Annotated in this window: 11 protein-coding genes and 2 tRNA genes; 4 read left to right on the top strand and 9 right to left on the bottom strand. The window is 59.5% G+C overall.

Annotated features, from left to right (window positions below; genetic code table 11):
* Positions 1-142: 142 nt before the first annotated feature.
* Positions 143-910 (bottom strand): 23S rRNA (guanosine(2251)-2'-O)-methyltransferase RlmB, encoded by a 768-nt coding sequence (rlmB, locus tag ACA055_RS02640; RefSeq protein ID WP_497682236.1) that lies wholly within the window; start codon positions 908-910, stop codon positions 143-145.
* Positions 907-3,537: a ribonuclease R gene (gene rnr, locus ACA055_RS02635; RefSeq protein WP_497682235.1), complete on the bottom strand. Its 2,631-nt coding sequence runs from the start codon at positions 3,535-3,537 to the stop codon at positions 907-909. Before rnr ends, rlmB begins: the two co-directional genes overlap by 4 nt.
* 226 nt (positions 3,538-3,763) lie before the next feature.
* Here rnr and ACA055_RS02630 point away from each other — a divergent pair.
* The 4 genes from ACA055_RS02630 (at position 3,764) to ACA055_RS02615 (ending at position 7,011) form a co-directional block, all read left to right on the top strand.
* Positions 3,764-3,850: transfer RNA gene (locus ACA055_RS02630), tRNA-Leu, on the top strand.
* Positions 3,851-4,017: 167 nt separating this feature from the next.
* Positions 4,018-4,104: transfer RNA gene (locus tag ACA055_RS02625), tRNA-Leu, on the top strand.
* Positions 4,105-4,435: 331 nt separating this feature from the next.
* Entirely contained in the window at positions 4,436-5,446 is a 1,011-nt protein-coding gene (locus tag ACA055_RS02620; protein WP_497682234.1) for an iron ABC transporter substrate-binding protein, read from the top strand.
* Positions 5,446-7,011, top strand: a complete 1,566-nt coding sequence (locus ACA055_RS02615) for an ABC transporter permease (protein ID WP_497682233.1) — start codon at positions 5,446-5,448, stop codon at positions 7,009-7,011. The genes ACA055_RS02620 and ACA055_RS02615 overlap by 1 nt, the downstream gene beginning before the upstream one ends.
* 121 nt (positions 7,012-7,132) lie before the next feature.
* Here ACA055_RS02615 and ACA055_RS02610 read toward each other — a convergent pair whose 3' ends face one another.
* The 7 genes from ACA055_RS02610 to hfq all read right to left on the bottom strand — a co-directional run bounded on the left by ACA055_RS02610 (position 7,133) and on the right by hfq (position 15,770).
* Positions 7,133-9,067 carry a methyl-accepting chemotaxis protein gene (locus ACA055_RS02610; RefSeq protein ID WP_497682232.1) on the bottom strand — a complete coding sequence of 645 codons (1,935 nt, stop codon included), beginning with the start codon at positions 9,065-9,067 and terminating at the stop codon, positions 7,133-7,135.
* 138 nt (positions 9,068-9,205) lie between these two features.
* Positions 9,206-10,498 (bottom strand): adenylosuccinate synthase, encoded by a 1,293-nt coding sequence (locus ACA055_RS02605; RefSeq protein WP_010464193.1) that lies wholly within the window; start codon positions 10,496-10,498, stop codon positions 9,206-9,208.
* A gap of 54 nt (positions 10,499-10,552) precedes the next feature.
* The gene (locus ACA055_RS02600; protein ID WP_007939588.1) at positions 10,553-11,740 is read right to left on the bottom strand and encodes an ATP phosphoribosyltransferase regulatory subunit; all 1,188 of its coding nucleotides are present in this window, start codon (positions 11,738-11,740) and stop codon (positions 10,553-10,555) included.
* Positions 11,741-12,057: 317 nt separating this feature from the next.
* Positions 12,058-12,927 (bottom strand): protease modulator HflC, encoded by an 870-nt coding sequence (hflC, locus tag ACA055_RS02595; protein WP_497682231.1) that lies wholly within the window; start codon positions 12,925-12,927, stop codon positions 12,058-12,060.
* Positions 12,927-14,099 (bottom strand): FtsH protease activity modulator HflK, encoded by a 1,173-nt coding sequence (hflK, locus tag ACA055_RS02590; protein WP_497682230.1) that lies wholly within the window; start codon positions 14,097-14,099, stop codon positions 12,927-12,929. The genes hflC and hflK overlap by 1 nt, the downstream gene beginning before the upstream one ends.
* Before the next feature lie 96 nt (positions 14,100-14,195).
* Complete coding sequence (gene hflX / locus ACA055_RS02585) at positions 14,196-15,497, bottom strand: ribosome rescue GTPase HflX (protein WP_497682229.1); 1,302 nt, start codon at positions 15,495-15,497, stop codon at positions 14,196-14,198.
* Between the two features lie 12 nt (positions 15,498-15,509).
* Positions 15,510-15,770 (bottom strand): RNA chaperone Hfq, encoded by a 261-nt coding sequence (hfq, locus tag ACA055_RS02580; RefSeq protein ID WP_007902656.1) that lies wholly within the window; start codon positions 15,768-15,770, stop codon positions 15,510-15,512.
* Positions 15,771-15,815 lie beyond the last annotated feature (45 nt).

Genomic DNA, 15,815 nt, shown 5'->3' with positions numbered 1-15,815 from the left:
TCACACCATCAAGCTTTGCCCTGACGCAGAACCAATGTGGGAGCGGGCTTGCTCGCGAAAGCGTTGTGTCATTCAGCAATAATGTTGAATGTCAGACCGCATTCGCGAGCAAGCCCGCTCCCACATGGGGACCGTGTATGGATCAGGACTTCTTGGCGGATCCAGCAGCTTTGACGCCGCGCTGACGCAGGGCCTCGAACAGGCACACGCCAGTAGCCACGGAAACATTGAGACTGCTGACACTGCCCGCCATCGGCAGGCGTACCAGATAGTCACAAAGATCGCGAGTCAGGCGACGCATGCCGCTGCCTTCCGCGCCCATGATCAGGATGGTCGGCCCGGTCAGGTCTTGCTGATACAGATCCTGCTCAGCCTCGCCCGCCGTACCGACGACCCACAAGCCACGCTGCTTGAGTTTTTCCAGGGTACGCGCCAGGTTGGTCACGGCAACCAACGGAATCACTTCCGCCGCGCCGCAGGCAACTTTACGTACCGTCGGGGTCAGCGTAGCCGACTTGTCCTTCGGAACGATCACCGCCAGCGCGCCGGCCGCATCGGCCGAACGCAGGCAAGCGCCGAGGTTGTGCGGGTCGGTCACGCCGTCGAGCACCAGCAGCAACGGCGCGCCTTCGGTGCGATCGAGCAGCTCGTCGAGCATTGCTTCGCCCCAGACCTGGCTCGGACTCACATCCGCAACCACGCCCTGGTGGACGCCTTCGACCCAGGCATCCAACTCACGACGCTCGGCGTTGCCAACGGCCACGCGATTTTCGTTCGCCAACTCAATCAACGTCTGAACCCGCGGATCGCTGCGGCCTTCAGCCAGCCAGATTTGCTTGACGCGCTTGGGGTGGTGACGCAGCAATGCTTCTACCGCATGCACGCCGTAGATCTTTTCCAACTGACTCATGACTTGGCCTTAGGTTTACGCACCCCACCGCTTTTAGCGGCTGGAGCAGAACCCGCTTTAGGCGGGCCTTTACGGTGTTTGCTCGGTTTCGCTGGCTTGCCGCCGGGAGCCTTGTCAGGCGCCGACCGTCCGGTCTTTCCCCCAGACGCCGCTTTACCGCCGCTTTTCGCTTCAGACAACAACGCCTGCTTCATTTCGCGGCTCTTGCGCAGCTCGGCATTTTTCGCCGCCGCATCGCTCGGACGATAGGCCTCAACAGCCTTTTCCTTGGCGGGACGACGACCGGTTTTCGCCGGCGCTGGCTCTGCAGGCGTTTTGGCTGCAGGCGCAGCGGTTTCAGTTCCGCGTTTTTTGCGACCGATCGGCGCGCTGATGGTTTTTTCAGCCATCTCGAAGTCGATCTTGCGCTCGTCGAGGTCAACGCGCATGACGCGTACTTCAACGGTGTCGCCAAGGCGGAAGCTGCGACCGGTGCGCTCGCCGGCCAGGCGGTGATGCACAGGGTCGAAGTGGTAATAATCGCCAGGCAGCGCAGTGACGTGCACCAGGCCTTCAACGTAGATATCGGTCAGCTCAACGAACAGGCCAAAGCCGGTCACGGCGGTGATCACACCCGGGAAGGACTCGCCCACACGATCTTTCATGAACTCGCACTTGAGCCAGTTCACAACATCGCGGGTCGCTTCGTCGGCACGGCGCTCGCTCATCGAGCACTGCTCGCCGAGCTGCTCCAGGATCGCCTCGTCGTACGGATAGATGCGCGCTTTCGGAATGGTCATCGCGCCAGCACGGCGAACGTGCGGGGTGTCCATTTTCGAATGGATAACGCTGCGAATCGCCCGGTGCGTGAGCAAGTCCGGATAACGACGGATCGGCGAGGTGAAGTGAGTATAGGCTTCGTAATTCAGGCCGAAGTGGCCCTGGTTATCGGCGCTGTACACCGCCTGACTCAACGAACGCAGCATGACGGTCTGGATCAGGTGGAAATCCGGCCGATCCTTGATGCTCGCCAGCAATGCCTGGTAATCCTTCGGCGACGGGCCGTCCTTGCCTTTGTGCAGGGACAGGCCGAGCTCACCGAGGAAGGCGCGCAGTTTTTCCAGACGCTCCGGTGGCGGACCATCGTGGACGCGATACAGCGCAGGGATTTCGTGCTTCTTCAGGAATTCGGCGGTGGCCACGTTGGCCGCCAGCATGCATTCCTCGATCAGCTTGTGCGCATCGTTGCGAACGGTCGGACGGATTTCGGCAATCTTGCGCTCGGTCCCGAAGATGATCCGGGTTTCCTGCGTTTCGAAATCGATCGCGCCACGCACGTGACGGGCTGCCAGCAGAACCTTGTACAGCGCATACAGCTGTTTGAGGTGCGGCAGAACGTCGTTGTATTCGCCACGAAGCTGACGCGCTTCGGTGACTTTCGGCGTTTCCAGCATCGCGCTGACTTTGTTGTAGGTCAGGCGGGCATGGGAGTGAATCACCGCTTCGTAGAAGCAGTAGTCGGTCATTTCGCCGGATTTGGAGATGGTCATCTCGCAAACCATGGCCAGGCGATCGACGTGCGGGTTCAGCGAGCACAGGCCGTTGGACAGCTGCTCAGGCAGCATCGGCACCACGCGCTCGGGGAAGTACACCGAGTTGCCGCGAACCTGGGATTCGTTGTCCAGGGCCGAGCCGATTTTCACGTAACTGGAAACGTCGGCAATCGCCACGTACAACTTCCAGCCACCGGAGAACAGGCGCAGCTTGCCCGGCTTGGCTTCGCAGTAAACCGCGTCATCGAAGTCGCGAGCGTCTTCGCCGTCGATGGTCACGAACGGCAGATGACGCAGGTCGATGCGCTTCTCTTTATCTTTCTCTTCGACTTCCGGCTTGAGCTTGGCGGCTTCTTTCAAGACCGCTTCAGGCCAGACGTGAGGAATGTCGTAGGTGCGCAGGGCGACATCGATTTCCATGCCCGGCGCCATGTAGTTACCCACGACTTCAACCACGTCGCCTTGCGGCTGAAAGCGCGGTGTCGGCCAGTGAGTGATCTTCACTTCGACGAATTGACCGATCTGGGCATTGGCGTTGCGACCCGGCGTGACCAGCACTTCTTGCTGGATCTTCGGATTGTCCGCAACAACGAAGCCAATACCGCCCTCTTCGAAGTAGCGACCGACGATGGTCTCGTGGGCACGGGAGACCACTTCGACGATCATGCCTTCGCGACGACCACGACGGTCCAGGCCGGAAACACGGGCCAGGGCGCGGTCGCCATCGAACACCAGGCGCATTTGCGCCGGGCTCATGAACAGGTCATCGCTGCCGTCGTCCGGGACCAGGAAGCCGAAACCGTCACGGTGACCACTGATGCGGCCGAGGATCAGGTCGAGCTTGTCCACCGGCGCATACGTGCCGCGACGGGTATAAATGAGTTGAGCATCGCGCTCCATGGCGCGCAGACGGCGACGCAGGGCTTCGATCTGGTCTTCTGTGGTCAGACCAAACTCTTCGACCAACTGCTCGCGGTTAGCAGGCGAACCCCGATCAGCAAGGTGCTGAAGGATCAGTTCGCGGCTAGGAATAGGGTTTTCATATTTTTCCGCTTCACGAGCGGCCTCGGGATCGAGGGACTGCCAATCGGCCATTAGAGAGTTTTCACCTTGTCTATATGCGGGTTAGTTTGGCATAGGCGTAATGAAACGGGAAATTTCAGGCTATGACAGCCCATCTAAAGCCCTTTATCGACACCGCAAAGCTGAATTAAATGCCACTGGTAAAATTTTCCAGGTTTTTTCGATGCCAGGGGTTTACAGTTAAAATGACGCTCCGTATAGTGCGCGCCATCGACGACGCAGACGCGCTGTCGATACTGCCCAGATGGTGAAATTGGTAGACACGCCAGCTTCAGGTGCTGGTGACCGCAAGGTCGTGGAAGTTCGAGTCTTCTTCTGGGCACCAATTTCGAGCTTGAGATTAGATCAATTTCAAGGCTCACACAAAAACCCGCGAAAGCGGGTTTTTTGCATTCCAAGCCCCTGATTTATTAATACTAAATCAGGGGTTTACAGATCAAAAAGCTCTCCGTATAGTGCGCCACATCAACAGCGGCAACGCTGAAGATGAATGCCCAGATGGTGAAATTGGTAGACACGCCAGCTTCAGGTGCTGGTGACCGCAAGGTCGTGGAAGTTCGAGTCTTCTTCTGGGCACCAATTCAAATTCAAGGTCACGATCTTGAATTTCACAAAAACCCGCGAAAGCGGGTTTTTGCGTTTCTTGCATTCAAAAATCTCAAACTCAATACTGAATACCTGTGGGAGGGCTTGCTCGCGAAAACGGTGTCTCAGCGACATCAATGTCGACTGACACTCCCTCTTCGCGAGCAAGCCCGCTCCTACATGGATTGCATTTCACTGACAGAGATCATCAGTCTGCGCCGGACGCTCTAGCAAACCCTCGCCATCCCCGCAAGGCGCACATGAGAAACAATATCGTTTATCATTGTTGCAAGATTTTGCAATGCGACAGTGAGGAACCCTGCGAATGATGTTTCGAAATACCCTGCGCCGCGGCCTGACCATCACCCTGCTCGGCCTGGCACTCGCCACTCCCCTCACCCAGGCCGCCGATCCGGTCTCCCTGACACTCTACAACGGTCAACACAAGGAAGTCGGCGACGCCATCGCCAAAGCCTTCGAAGCCAAGACCGGCATTCACGTCAATGTACGCAAGGGCAGCAGTAACCAGCTTGCCAGCCAGGTCGTCGAAGAAGGCGATCGCTCCCCCGCCGACGTGATCTACACCGAAGAATCCCCACCCCTGAACAAACTCGGCGAACAAGGCCTGTTGACACCCACCGACGCTGCCACCCTCGCTGTTCTGCCGAAAGACTACGTGGCGGCCAACGGCACCTGGATCGGCATCACGGCACGAGTCCGTGTCGTCGCCTTCAACCCCAAACTGATCGACGAAAAAGACCTGCCCAAGTCGGTGATGGAATTCTCCGACCCGAAATGGCAAGGCAAGGTCGGCTTCGTGCCCACCAGCGGTGCGTTCCAGGAACAGGCCGTGGCGATTATCAAGATCCATGGCATGGACGCGGCCGAAGAATGGCTGACCGGCCTGCGCGCGTTCGGCAAGACTTACAGCAACAACATGGTCGCGCTGAAGGCCGTGGAAAACGGCGAAGTCGCCACCGTGCTGGTGAACAACTACTACTGGTTTGCCTTGCAACGCGAGAAAGGCCAACTCGATTCGAAACTCCATTACTTCACCGGCGGCGACGTCGGCGGGTTGATCACCGTTTCTAGCGCTGCTGTGCTGAAATCCAGCAAGCATCCAAAAGAAGCCCAGCAATTTCTTGCCTACATGGCCAGTGAAGAAGGTCAGCGCGTGATCACCCAGACCACTGCCGAATACCCGCTGCACAAAGGCATGGAATCGGATCGCGGCCTCAAGCCGTTCAGCGAACTGCAAGCCCCGAAAGTCACTCCAGCCGATCTCGGCAATGCCGAAGAAGCCCTGGACCTGGAACGCGACGTTGGCTTGAACTGATGAGCACATCGTTATCCGCCCCTGCCTTGCGCAGGGGCTATGTGCCAAGGCGCAAGCGGCCGTCGATCTGGCTGTTGCTGCCGGTTTTGCTGCTGGTCGTGCTCAGCCTTCTGCCGCTGGCGTATGTCGGGCTCAAGGCCTGGCAGGCCGGTTGGGCCGAAGCGCTGCACCTGCTTTGGCGGCCTTACGTGTTCGGCCTGTTGCGCAACACGTTGGCGCTGATGGTCGGCGTGACGCTGGCTTGTGGTGTGATCGGCCTGTCGCTGGCGTGGCTACTGGAACGCAGCAATCTTCCGGGGCGGCGGCTTTGGGGCGTGCTCCTGTGCCTGCCGTTCGCTGTACCGGCGTTCGTCAGCAGTTTTACCTGGGTCTCCCTGAGTGCCCACTTCGAAGGGCTGGGCGGGGCGATTCTGGTGATGACCCTGTCCAAATACCCGCTGATCTTTCTGCCCGTGGCGGCAACCCTGCGCAATCTTGATCCGTCCCTGGAAGAGTCTGCCCGCACACTGGGGCAGAATCGCTGGGGCGTATTTTTCAGGATCACCCTGCCGCTGCTCTGGCCGTCACTGCTCGCCGGTTCGCTGCTGATTGCCCTGCACATGCTCGTGGAGTTCGGTGCACTGTCGATCATTGGTCTCCAGACCTTCACCACGGCGATCTATCAACAGTTCGAACTGGAATTCAGCAACGCCAACGCGGCGATGCTCTCGGCGGTACTGCTGGCGTTGTGTCTGGTGTTGTTATGGCTAGAGCTGCGAGTGCGCGGCAAAGGTCGACACGTTCGCACCGGCCAGGGCGCGGCACGGCGCGCGGAACAGGTTCGCCTCGGACGTTGGGTGGCGGCCGGGCAGCTTTACTGCCTGGCACTGGCAATCATCGGCAGCGGCATTCCGCTGGGGATGCTGGCGTACTGGCTTGCCGTGGGCTCGTCGGCGGCGTTCCCGGTCGCGGCGATCAGCGAGGCATTGCTGTCGTCCCTGGCGCTGTCATTGGGCGGCGCAGCACTGTGCCTGGTGCTGGCAGTGCCGGTGGGGTTGCTGGTGGTGCGCCATAAAGGCCTGCTGGCGATCTGGGCGGAACGCTTGCCGTACCTGCTGCATGCGCTGCCAGGCCTGGTGATCGCGCTGACGCTGGTGTATTTCGCCCTGCACTATGTGCCGGTGCTGTATCAGACCTCGGCGTTACTGCTGATTGCCTACGCGTTGCTTTTTTTGCCGCTGGCCCAGGCGCCGATTCGCACGGCGCTGAACAAGGCTGCGCCGCAATTGGAAGAGGCTGCACGCACACTGGGCGCCTCATCTTTCACCGCGTTCTGCCGGGTGACCTTGCCGATCATCTTTCCAGCTCTCGGTGCGGCGTTCGCGCTGGTGTTTCTGGATGCGATGAAGGAGCTGACGGCGACATTGCTGCTGAGCCCGACCGGACTCAATACCTTGGCGACGGAAGTCTGGGCGCATACCGCGAATGTGGAATTTGCGGCAGCGGCGCCTTATGCGGCGTTATTGATTCTGGTGTCGGGGCTGCCGGTTTATCTGCTGACGACTCGGATGTATTTGAGCCGCTGAGAGGGCCTTCGCGAGCAAGCCCGCTCCACACTGATCTTCTGCGAACACACAATTTGTGAACAACAGAAATCAAAAATGTGGGAGCGGGCTTGCTCGCGAAGGGGCCATCCCAGACAACCCATCAGGCCCGGAACTGCCCCAGGCTCGCTTTCAACTGCGCCGCCAACCCATCGAGAACCTTGCCACTGGCTGTGGTTTCCACCACCGCCTGAGCAGCCTTTTCAGCCTGCGCATGTATGGTCTCAACCCGTCCACGCACCGCCTGCGCGCCTTGCGCCTGATGAGCTGCCGCCTGAGTCGCCAGACCAATCGCCGCATGCACTTGCTCGACAGAGGCCTGCACCGATTGTTGCAACCGCGCACTGTCACGCAACACCAGCAAACCTTCACTGGCCTGACGCCCGGCCTGGCCGATCGCCGCCACCGCCTCACGCGCCCCCTGCTGCAAGGCAACGATATGCGCCTGAATGTCGCCCGTCGAACTCTGCGTCTTGCTCGCCAGCGCTCGCACTTCATCCGCCACCACGGCAAACCCGCGACCAGTCTCGCCAGCGCGCGCCGCCTCGATCGCCGCGTTCAAAGCCAGCAGGTTGGTTTGCTCGGCGATCCCGTGAATCACCGTCAGCACCACTTCAATCTGTTCACTCTGCTGTGCCAGCCGCTCGATGACTTTCGCCCCGGTATCGACCTGCCCGGCCAATGCTTCGATCAGGCTGCCGACCTTGGCCGAGGTCCTGGTGTTTTCGTCGGTGGCCTGACGAATATCCACCACCTGCTGCAAGGCCGCCTGCATGGCGTGACTTTCGGACTGGGCTTCATCAGCCATTTGCGACAAGGCCCGCAGGCTCTCGGCCACTTCATCACGCTGCATACCGGCCGCCGCATCAGCCCCGGCATTGCGCAAGGTCATGGCACCGATTTCCACGCCCGTGCGCTGGGCCACATCGCCCGCCTCCCGCACGATCGGCTGTAACTTATCCACAAAGCGATTGACCGCCGAAGCCATATCGCCGATTTCGTCCTTGCTGTTGATCTGCACACGCTTGGTCAGGTCACCCTCGCCCGCCGCCAGGTCATCCATGGCGGCGATCAGCATTTTCAAGCGATTGACCACTCGACGCCCCAGCACCACCGCGAGCAAGAGCAACACGCCGCAACCGACCAGCGCCAGGCCCATGCCGATGCGCCAGCGCAAGGTGCCCGCCGCTTCCTGCACGGTCGTGGTGGTATTGACCTTCATTTCAGATGCCGTGGACTGCGCCGATTGCAAACGCGCCTGCATGGCCTTGGCACTGTCAGCCGCCGCGCCTTCGAGGCTGTCGCCCACCAGCTGATCACTGCTGGCGATCAGCGCCGAGAAGCGCTTGTCGAGGGCCGCCAGATCGGTTTCAACCGAGGCCGTGGAGACGCCCATCAATACCTTGCCGATCTCCACGCCATTGGGGTTGATCGACGCTTCGAGGTAGTAGACCGACGGATCGTTCTTCGCCGCGTCCAGCACCTTGTCCAGCGCACGCTCGCCCTGGCCTTTCTCCAGCAACGCCTTGTTGATCGGGTTCTCGCGGTTGAGATAACGCGTCAGGTGTTGGCCCGTGGCGTCGTCGTAGACCACGAACAACACGTTGGGATTACGCTGCGCCCGACGAGCGAATTCGGACAGGGTTGGAACGTCGCTGTCCCACATGGCGCGGGGTGCGACCGAAGCCAAAAGCTGCGCCATATCATTGGCGGAATCCTTCAGATCCTTCTCCAACGTCGCACGCAGTTGCGCCTGCTCGTCTTTCAGACGCGAAGACAGGCCCGCGGTGAGCCGCTGACGGGTGCTGGAAGACAGGTTGTCCAGGCTCGACGTGACTTCACGCCCCGCCTGCTCAAGTTCACCGGAGAGTTTTTGACTGTCGGCCCCCAGGCGCACGCCTAGATCGGCTTCCAGCGCAGTGACTGTGCTCCGAGTCAGGGCAACAGCCACCAGCACCTGCACCAAAAGTGCGATACCAAGGGTAACGAACACGGGCCGCAACAAACGGCTTTGTAACAATGAGAGAACGGCCGACACAGGAAATCCCTCTGCTTTGACGCCATTAAATTGATGGCTCGCCAGAAGAGGTAATCACAGCAAAGGTCATGCCGTGTATTCGACAGAAACGACAAAGGGTCCAATCAAGGACCCTTTGTCTTTTACATCAACGACTTATTAAGCGAACGGGTGACGCAGAACGATGGTTTCGTTGCGGTCCGGGCCCGTCGAAATAATGTCAATCGGCGCACCGACCAACTCTTCGACGCGTTTGATGTAGTTGCGCGCAGCCTGAGGCAGCTCTTCCAGGGTCTTGGCACCGACGGTGGATTCGGTCCAGCCTGGCATCTCTTCGTACACGGGCTCGAGGCCGATGTAGCTGTCGGCGTCGGTCGGGGCGTCGATCACTGCACCATCCTGGTTCTTGTAGCCAACACAGATGTTGATGGTTTCCAGGCCGTCCAGCACGTCCAGCTTGGTCAGGCACAGGCCCGAGATGCTGTTGACGTCGATGGCGCGACGCAGGATGACGGCATCGAACCAGCCGCAACGACGGGCACGGCCGGTAGTAGCACCAAACTCGTGGCCACGCTTGGCCAGGAACGCACCAACGTCGTCGAACAGCTCAGTCGGGAACGGACCCGAACCGACGCGAGTGGTGTAGGCCTTGGTGATGCCGAGGATGTAATCCAGGTACATCGGACCAAAACCCGAACCGGTGGCAATGCCGCCCGCGGTGGTGTTGGAGCTGGTGACGTACGGGTAGGTACCGTGGTCGATGTCCAGCAAGGAACCTTGGGCGCCTTCGAACATGATGTCTTTGCCAGCGCGACGCAGCTCGTGCAGCTCGGCGGTGACGTCGAGCATCATCGGCTTGAGCAGCTCGGCGTATTCCATGCACTCGTCGAGCGTCTTCTGGAAGTCGATCGCCGGCTCTTTGTAGTAATTGACCAGTACGAAGTTGTGGTAATCCAGCAACTCGCCCAGCTTGGCGGCGAAACGCTCGCGGTGGAACAGGTCACCGATGCGCAGGCCGCGACGAGCAACCTTGTCTTCGTAGGCCGGGCCGATGCCACGACCGGTGGTACCGATCTTCAGCTCGCCACGGGCCTTTTCACGAGCCTGGTCCAGCGCTACGTGGTAGGACAGGATCAGCGGGCAGGACGGGCTGATACGCAGACGCTCACGCACCGGTACGCCTTTCTCTTCCAGCTTGATGATTTCCCGCAGCAGAGCGTCCGGTGCAACCACCACGCCGTTGCCGATCAGGCACTGCACGCCTTCGCGCAGCACGCCCGACGGAATCAGGTGCAAGACGGTTTTTTCGCCATCGATCACCAGGGTGTGACCAGCGTTGTGGCCACCCTGGTAGCGCACTACGGCGGCAGCATGTTCGGTCAGCAGATCAACGATCTTGCCTTTGCCCTCATCACCCCATTGGGTGCCCAGGACTACGACATTCTTACCCATAACACTTGTCCTCATTCGCGCAAACTTGGTGCCGGCGGCAGCCGGCGGGAAAACTCAAGAGGCCAGTGGCGATACTTGCCAAAGCCCGTTCTGCTGAATCAATTGCCGGTCGCAGTCCGCTTCACGGGCGGCGGCCAAAGGCTGCCCAGGCAATGCCTGAACAACACGCTGACCCTCGCTGCGCAACTGGCAAACCTGCTGCCAGAGTGCTGCATCCGTACTGTCAGGCATCCAGATACCGCCAGACGGTAGCTCGATTTCAGCACGCCCCAGGGTCACCAGGGTTTTCAAATCGGTGGAAAAGCCGGTTGCCGGACGAGCGCGACCGAAGTCGGCGCCGATGTCGTCGTAACGACCGCCCTGGGCAATAGACTGGCCAACACCCGGCACAAATACGGCGAACACCACACCGGTGTGGTAGTGGTAGCCGCGCAACTCGCCCAGGTCGAAGTAAAGCGGTAATTCGGGGAAACGCGTGGACAGACGTTCGGCAATCGCCAGCAAGTCGTCCAGAGCAGCCAGAACCGGTGCCGGCGCATTCGCCAGACGCTCGCGGGCGGCGCTCAATACTTCACGGCCGCCACACAGATCAACCAACGCTCGCAGCATGCCCGACAGATCGGCAGGCAAGCCTTCGGTCAAGGTAATGACCTCATCGATGGCCTTACGTTGCAATGCGTCGAACAACTGCTGCTCGACTTCACCGGACAATCCGGCGGCGCGGGCCAGGCCGCGGTAGATGCCGACATGCCCGAGGTCCATGTGTACATCCGGCACATCGGCCAGTTGCAGCATGGCCAGCATCAGGCTGATGACTTCCACGTCGCTGCTCGGGCTGGCATCGCCGTACAACTCGGCGCCCAGTTGAATCGGGCTGCGCGAGGACGACAAGGCGCGCGGCTGCGCATGCAGCACGCTACCGGCATAGCACAGACGGCTCGGGCCTTCGCGACGCAGGGTATGCGCATCGATGCGCGCCACTTGCGGCGTGATGTCGGCACGGAAACCCATCTGCCGGCCCGATTGCGGGTCGATGACCTTGAAGGTACGCAGATCGAGGTCCTGGCCCGCGCCGGTCAGCAGGGATTCCAGGTACTCGATATGGGGAGTCACGACAAACTCGTAACCCCAGCTCTGGAACAGATCCAACACCTGACGACGCGCTACTTCGATGCGCGCCGCTTCTGGTGGCAGTACTTCTTCGATGCCATCTGGCAGCAGCCAGCGGTCTACCGTTGCCATTACGCCATTCCCCTATGATCCGGGCGGCAAGCCTGTGGGCGAGCCTTGAGTGAAGCAGAAAATGATGGGCTCATGTGCACAATCCGCGCGCAAGAACAACATGGCGAAAAGCCTGAAATCGGCTTCGCCAACCACTTTCCTCGAAAAACCTGTCGAGTCATTCAACTCGGGCGCCTGCTAAAAAGCAGCAATCAAACGTGCAGACGCAAAAAAGCCGGGAATTTCCCGGCTGCCGCATCATACACACGTTTTCCCAAAGGATCACCCCGCCAGAGGTTTTAGCCGCCAGGCGGGGGATGATTCAGGTCAACGCCGTATCAAGGCTTGGCTTTTTCCAGGTAACGGAAGAAGTCGCTGCTTGGGTCCAGGACCATGACGTCGGATTTGTTCGCGAAGCTTTCACGGTAGGCACGCAGGCTACGGTAGAAACCGTAGAATTCCTGATCCTGGCCGTAGGCCTTGGAGTAGATCGCAGCAGCCTGGGCATCACCATCACCGCGAACCTCTTCGGATTCACGATAGGCTTCAGCCACCAGCACGCGGCGTTGACGATCGGCGTCGGCACGAATGCCTTCGGCCAGCTCGTTACCCTTGGCGCGGTGCTCGCGAGCTTCACGCTCACGCTCGGAGCTCATACGCTCGAACACGCTGCGGTTCACTTCTTTCGGCAGATCGATGGCCTTGACCCGAACATCGACCACTTCGATGCCCAGCTCTTTCTCCGCCATTGTGTTTAACGAAGCAGTGATATCGGACATCAACGCGTCACGTTCACCAGAAACCACCTCGTGCAGCGTGCGCTTACCGAATTGGTCACGCAGACCCGATTCCAGACGACGGGAAAGACGCTCGTCAGCAATCTGCTTGAGGCCCGATGTCGCGGTGTAGAAGCGCTCGGCATCTTTCACGCGCCACTTGGCGTAGGCATCGACCATCACGGCTTTCTTTTCCAGCGTCAGGAAGCGTTGCGTCGGTGCATCCAGCGTCATCAGGCGCGCGTCGAATTTGCGCACCTGGTTAACGTAAGGCACTTTCACATGCAGGCCGGGCTGAACATCAGCCTGGACCACGCGACCGAACTGCAGCAACACCGCACGCTCGGTCTGAGCCACGATGTAGAAGCAGTTCCAGGCAGCGATCGCCACGACGACGCCGACAATAAGGGCGATCAGCGATTTATTGCTCATCAGCGACTCTCCCTGGTACGTGTCTGCTGTTGCTGCAGATCAGCTGCCGCACGTGCATTCGCTTCATTGCTGGTGGCTGCCGCGCCGGTCACCTGAGTGCTGGTGCTGCGGCCACTGTCGACCATTTTGTCCAGCGGCAAGTAGAGCAGATTGCTCTGGCCATTCTTGTTGCCGGTCACGAGAACCTTGCTGGTATTGCTGAAGACTTCCTGCATGGTGTCCAGGTACAGACGCTCGCGGGTGACTTCCGGTGCCTTGCGATACTCGGCGACCAGCTTGGTGAAGCGATCCGCCTCACCCTTGGCGCGCGAGACGGTTTCGTCACGGTAACCATTGGCATCTTCAAGGATGCGCTGGGCCTGGCCACGGGCTTCCGGCACGACGCCATTGGCGTAGGTTTCAGCCTGGTTGCGCGAACGCTGCTCGTCTTCACGGGCACGGATCACGTCATCAAAGGCTTCCTGAACTTCACGTGGCGCAGCTGCGTTCTGTACGTTGACCTGAGTGACAGTGATGCCGGTGCGATAGGTATCCATGAAGCGTTGCAGACGCTCCTTGATCTCGCTGGCCATCAACTCACGACCTTCGGTCAACACCTGGTCCATCGCGGTGGAACCCACCACATGACGCAAGGCACTTTCGGTCGCGTGCTGCAGGCTGATTTCCGGCTGATCGACACTCAGCACGAAGTCCTGCAGGTTGCTGATCTTGTACTGCACGGTCAGCGGCACTTCGACGATGTTCTCGTCTTCAGTCAGCATTTGACCTTGCTTGGTATAGGCACGCTCACGCGTGACGTTTTCCAGGTACTTGCGATCCAGCGGCGGGAAATAGATGTTCAGACCCGGACCGACGGTTTCGTAGTACTTGCCGAAGCGCAGCACCACGGCTTGCTCCTGCTCGTCGACTACGTAGACCGCGCTGTACAGCCACACGGCCGCCAGCACGACCAGGCCGATGCCGAGCAGGCCGCCGAAGCCGCCACTCTTGCCCGAACCACCGCCGTCGTCACCACGTTTCTTACCACCACCGAACAACCCGTTCAGGCTTTCCTGCAGCTTTCGGAAGGCCTCGTCGAGATCCGGTGGCCCCTTGCGGTCGCCGTTATTGCGGCGCTTGCCACCCCAAGGATCCTGATTATTCGAGTTGCCACCCGGCTCATTCCAAGCCATAGCGCTCTCCATCTGATAAAGCAAAGACGCACCCACGGCGCGCCGACCAATGCTACAGAATGCCTGTCACCACGGCACAACCGCTTTCTCAGGCTTTTATTGCAAAGTGTGTTGCTCGATGAATTCCATCGGTTGCAAACCTTCACGGCTCACCAGTCGATTCAACTCGACTCGTGGCAAGCGAACGGCCAGCAAACTGATGCCTTCTTCGTCGTGTTCTTCTTTCTGTACCGCACCGAGTTCGAAAAACTGCGCACGCAGTCGAGCAAAACGTTGCGGCAAGCGCAAGGTGCCAACAAACAAATCATCACCGAGCAGTTCGGCCACAGCCTGTTTGAGCAGGTCAAGACCACTACCATCCTTGGCCGACAACCAGACCCGCTGCGGCTTGCCATCGGCATCGCGCTGGATCTGCGGCTCTACGCCCTCGAGCAAATCGAGTTTGTTGTATACCTCAAGGATCGGCAAGTCTTGAGCCCCGATCTCCCCAAGTACCACCATGACCTGTTCAATCTGGGCCATACGCTCAGGCTCATGAGCGTCGATCACATGCAGCAGCAGGTCGGAGTTGCTCGACTCTTCGAGCGTAGCCCGAAATGCCTCGACCAGTTTGTGCGGCAAGTGACGAATGAAGCCCACGGTGTCGGCCAGAACGATCGGCCCGAGGTCGTCGAGTTCAAGCCGACGCAGGGTCGGGTCGAGAGTCGCGAACAGCTGGTCAGCCGCGAAGACGTCGGAATCGGTCACCGAGTTGAACAGCGTCGATTTGCCGGCGTTGGTATAACCCACCAGTGAAACCGTCGGGATATCAGCACGTTTGCGCCCGCGACGAGATTGCTCGCGCTGGCTGCGGACCTTTTCCAGGCGCCCCTTGATCTGGCGCAGGCGAACCCGCAACAGACGCCGGTCGGTTTCCAGCTGGGTTTCACCCGGACCGCGCAGACCGATACCGCCCTTCTGCCGCTCAAGGTGAGTCCAGCCACGAACCAGCCGCGTACTCATGTGCTCAAGCTGGGCCAGTTCGACCTGGAGCTTGCCTTCATGGGTGCGGGCGCGTTGGGCGAAGATATCGAGAATCAGACCCGTGCGGTCGATCACGCGACACTCGAAAACACGTTCGAGGTTACGTTCCTGACTGGGCGTGAGGATGTGATTGAAAATCACCAGATCTACCTGTTCGGCTTTGACCAGGTCGCGTAGTTCTTCGACCTTGCCGCTGCCAATCAGGTATTTGGCGGTTGGCCGATGACGCGGCACGTTGAAAAACGCGACGGTCTCGGCGCCAGCCGAAATTGCCAACTCCTGAAACTCCTGCGGATCTTCGCGCGCCTCAGGGTCCTGACCATCCAAGTGAACGAGAATTGCCCGCTCACCACCACCGTGGCGCTCAAAGAACAAAGGAGACTCCTATCAGGCGTTACCTGGCTCAGCGTCACCTGCTTCGGATTCGGTTGCGCTAGGCAGACGAATTGGACGAACCGGCACCACTGTAGAGATAGCGTGTTTGTAAACCATCTGGCTAACGGTGTTTTTCAGCAGGATAACGAACTGGTCGAAAGACTCGATCGTGCCTTGCAGTTTGATCCCGTTGACCAGGTAGATGGACACCCCAACTTTCTCTTTACGTAAAGTATTCAAGTAAGGGTCTTGTAGCGAATGCCCTTTTGACATGTGCCGCACTCCTTTAAGGATTCAATATAAAAAATAGGTAAACAG

It is taken from the genome of Pseudomonas sp. LBUM1657, assembly GCF_059716075.1.
Note: the sequence above shows the minus strand (reverse complement) of the source record. Positions and strands in the feature narration are given on the sequence as shown.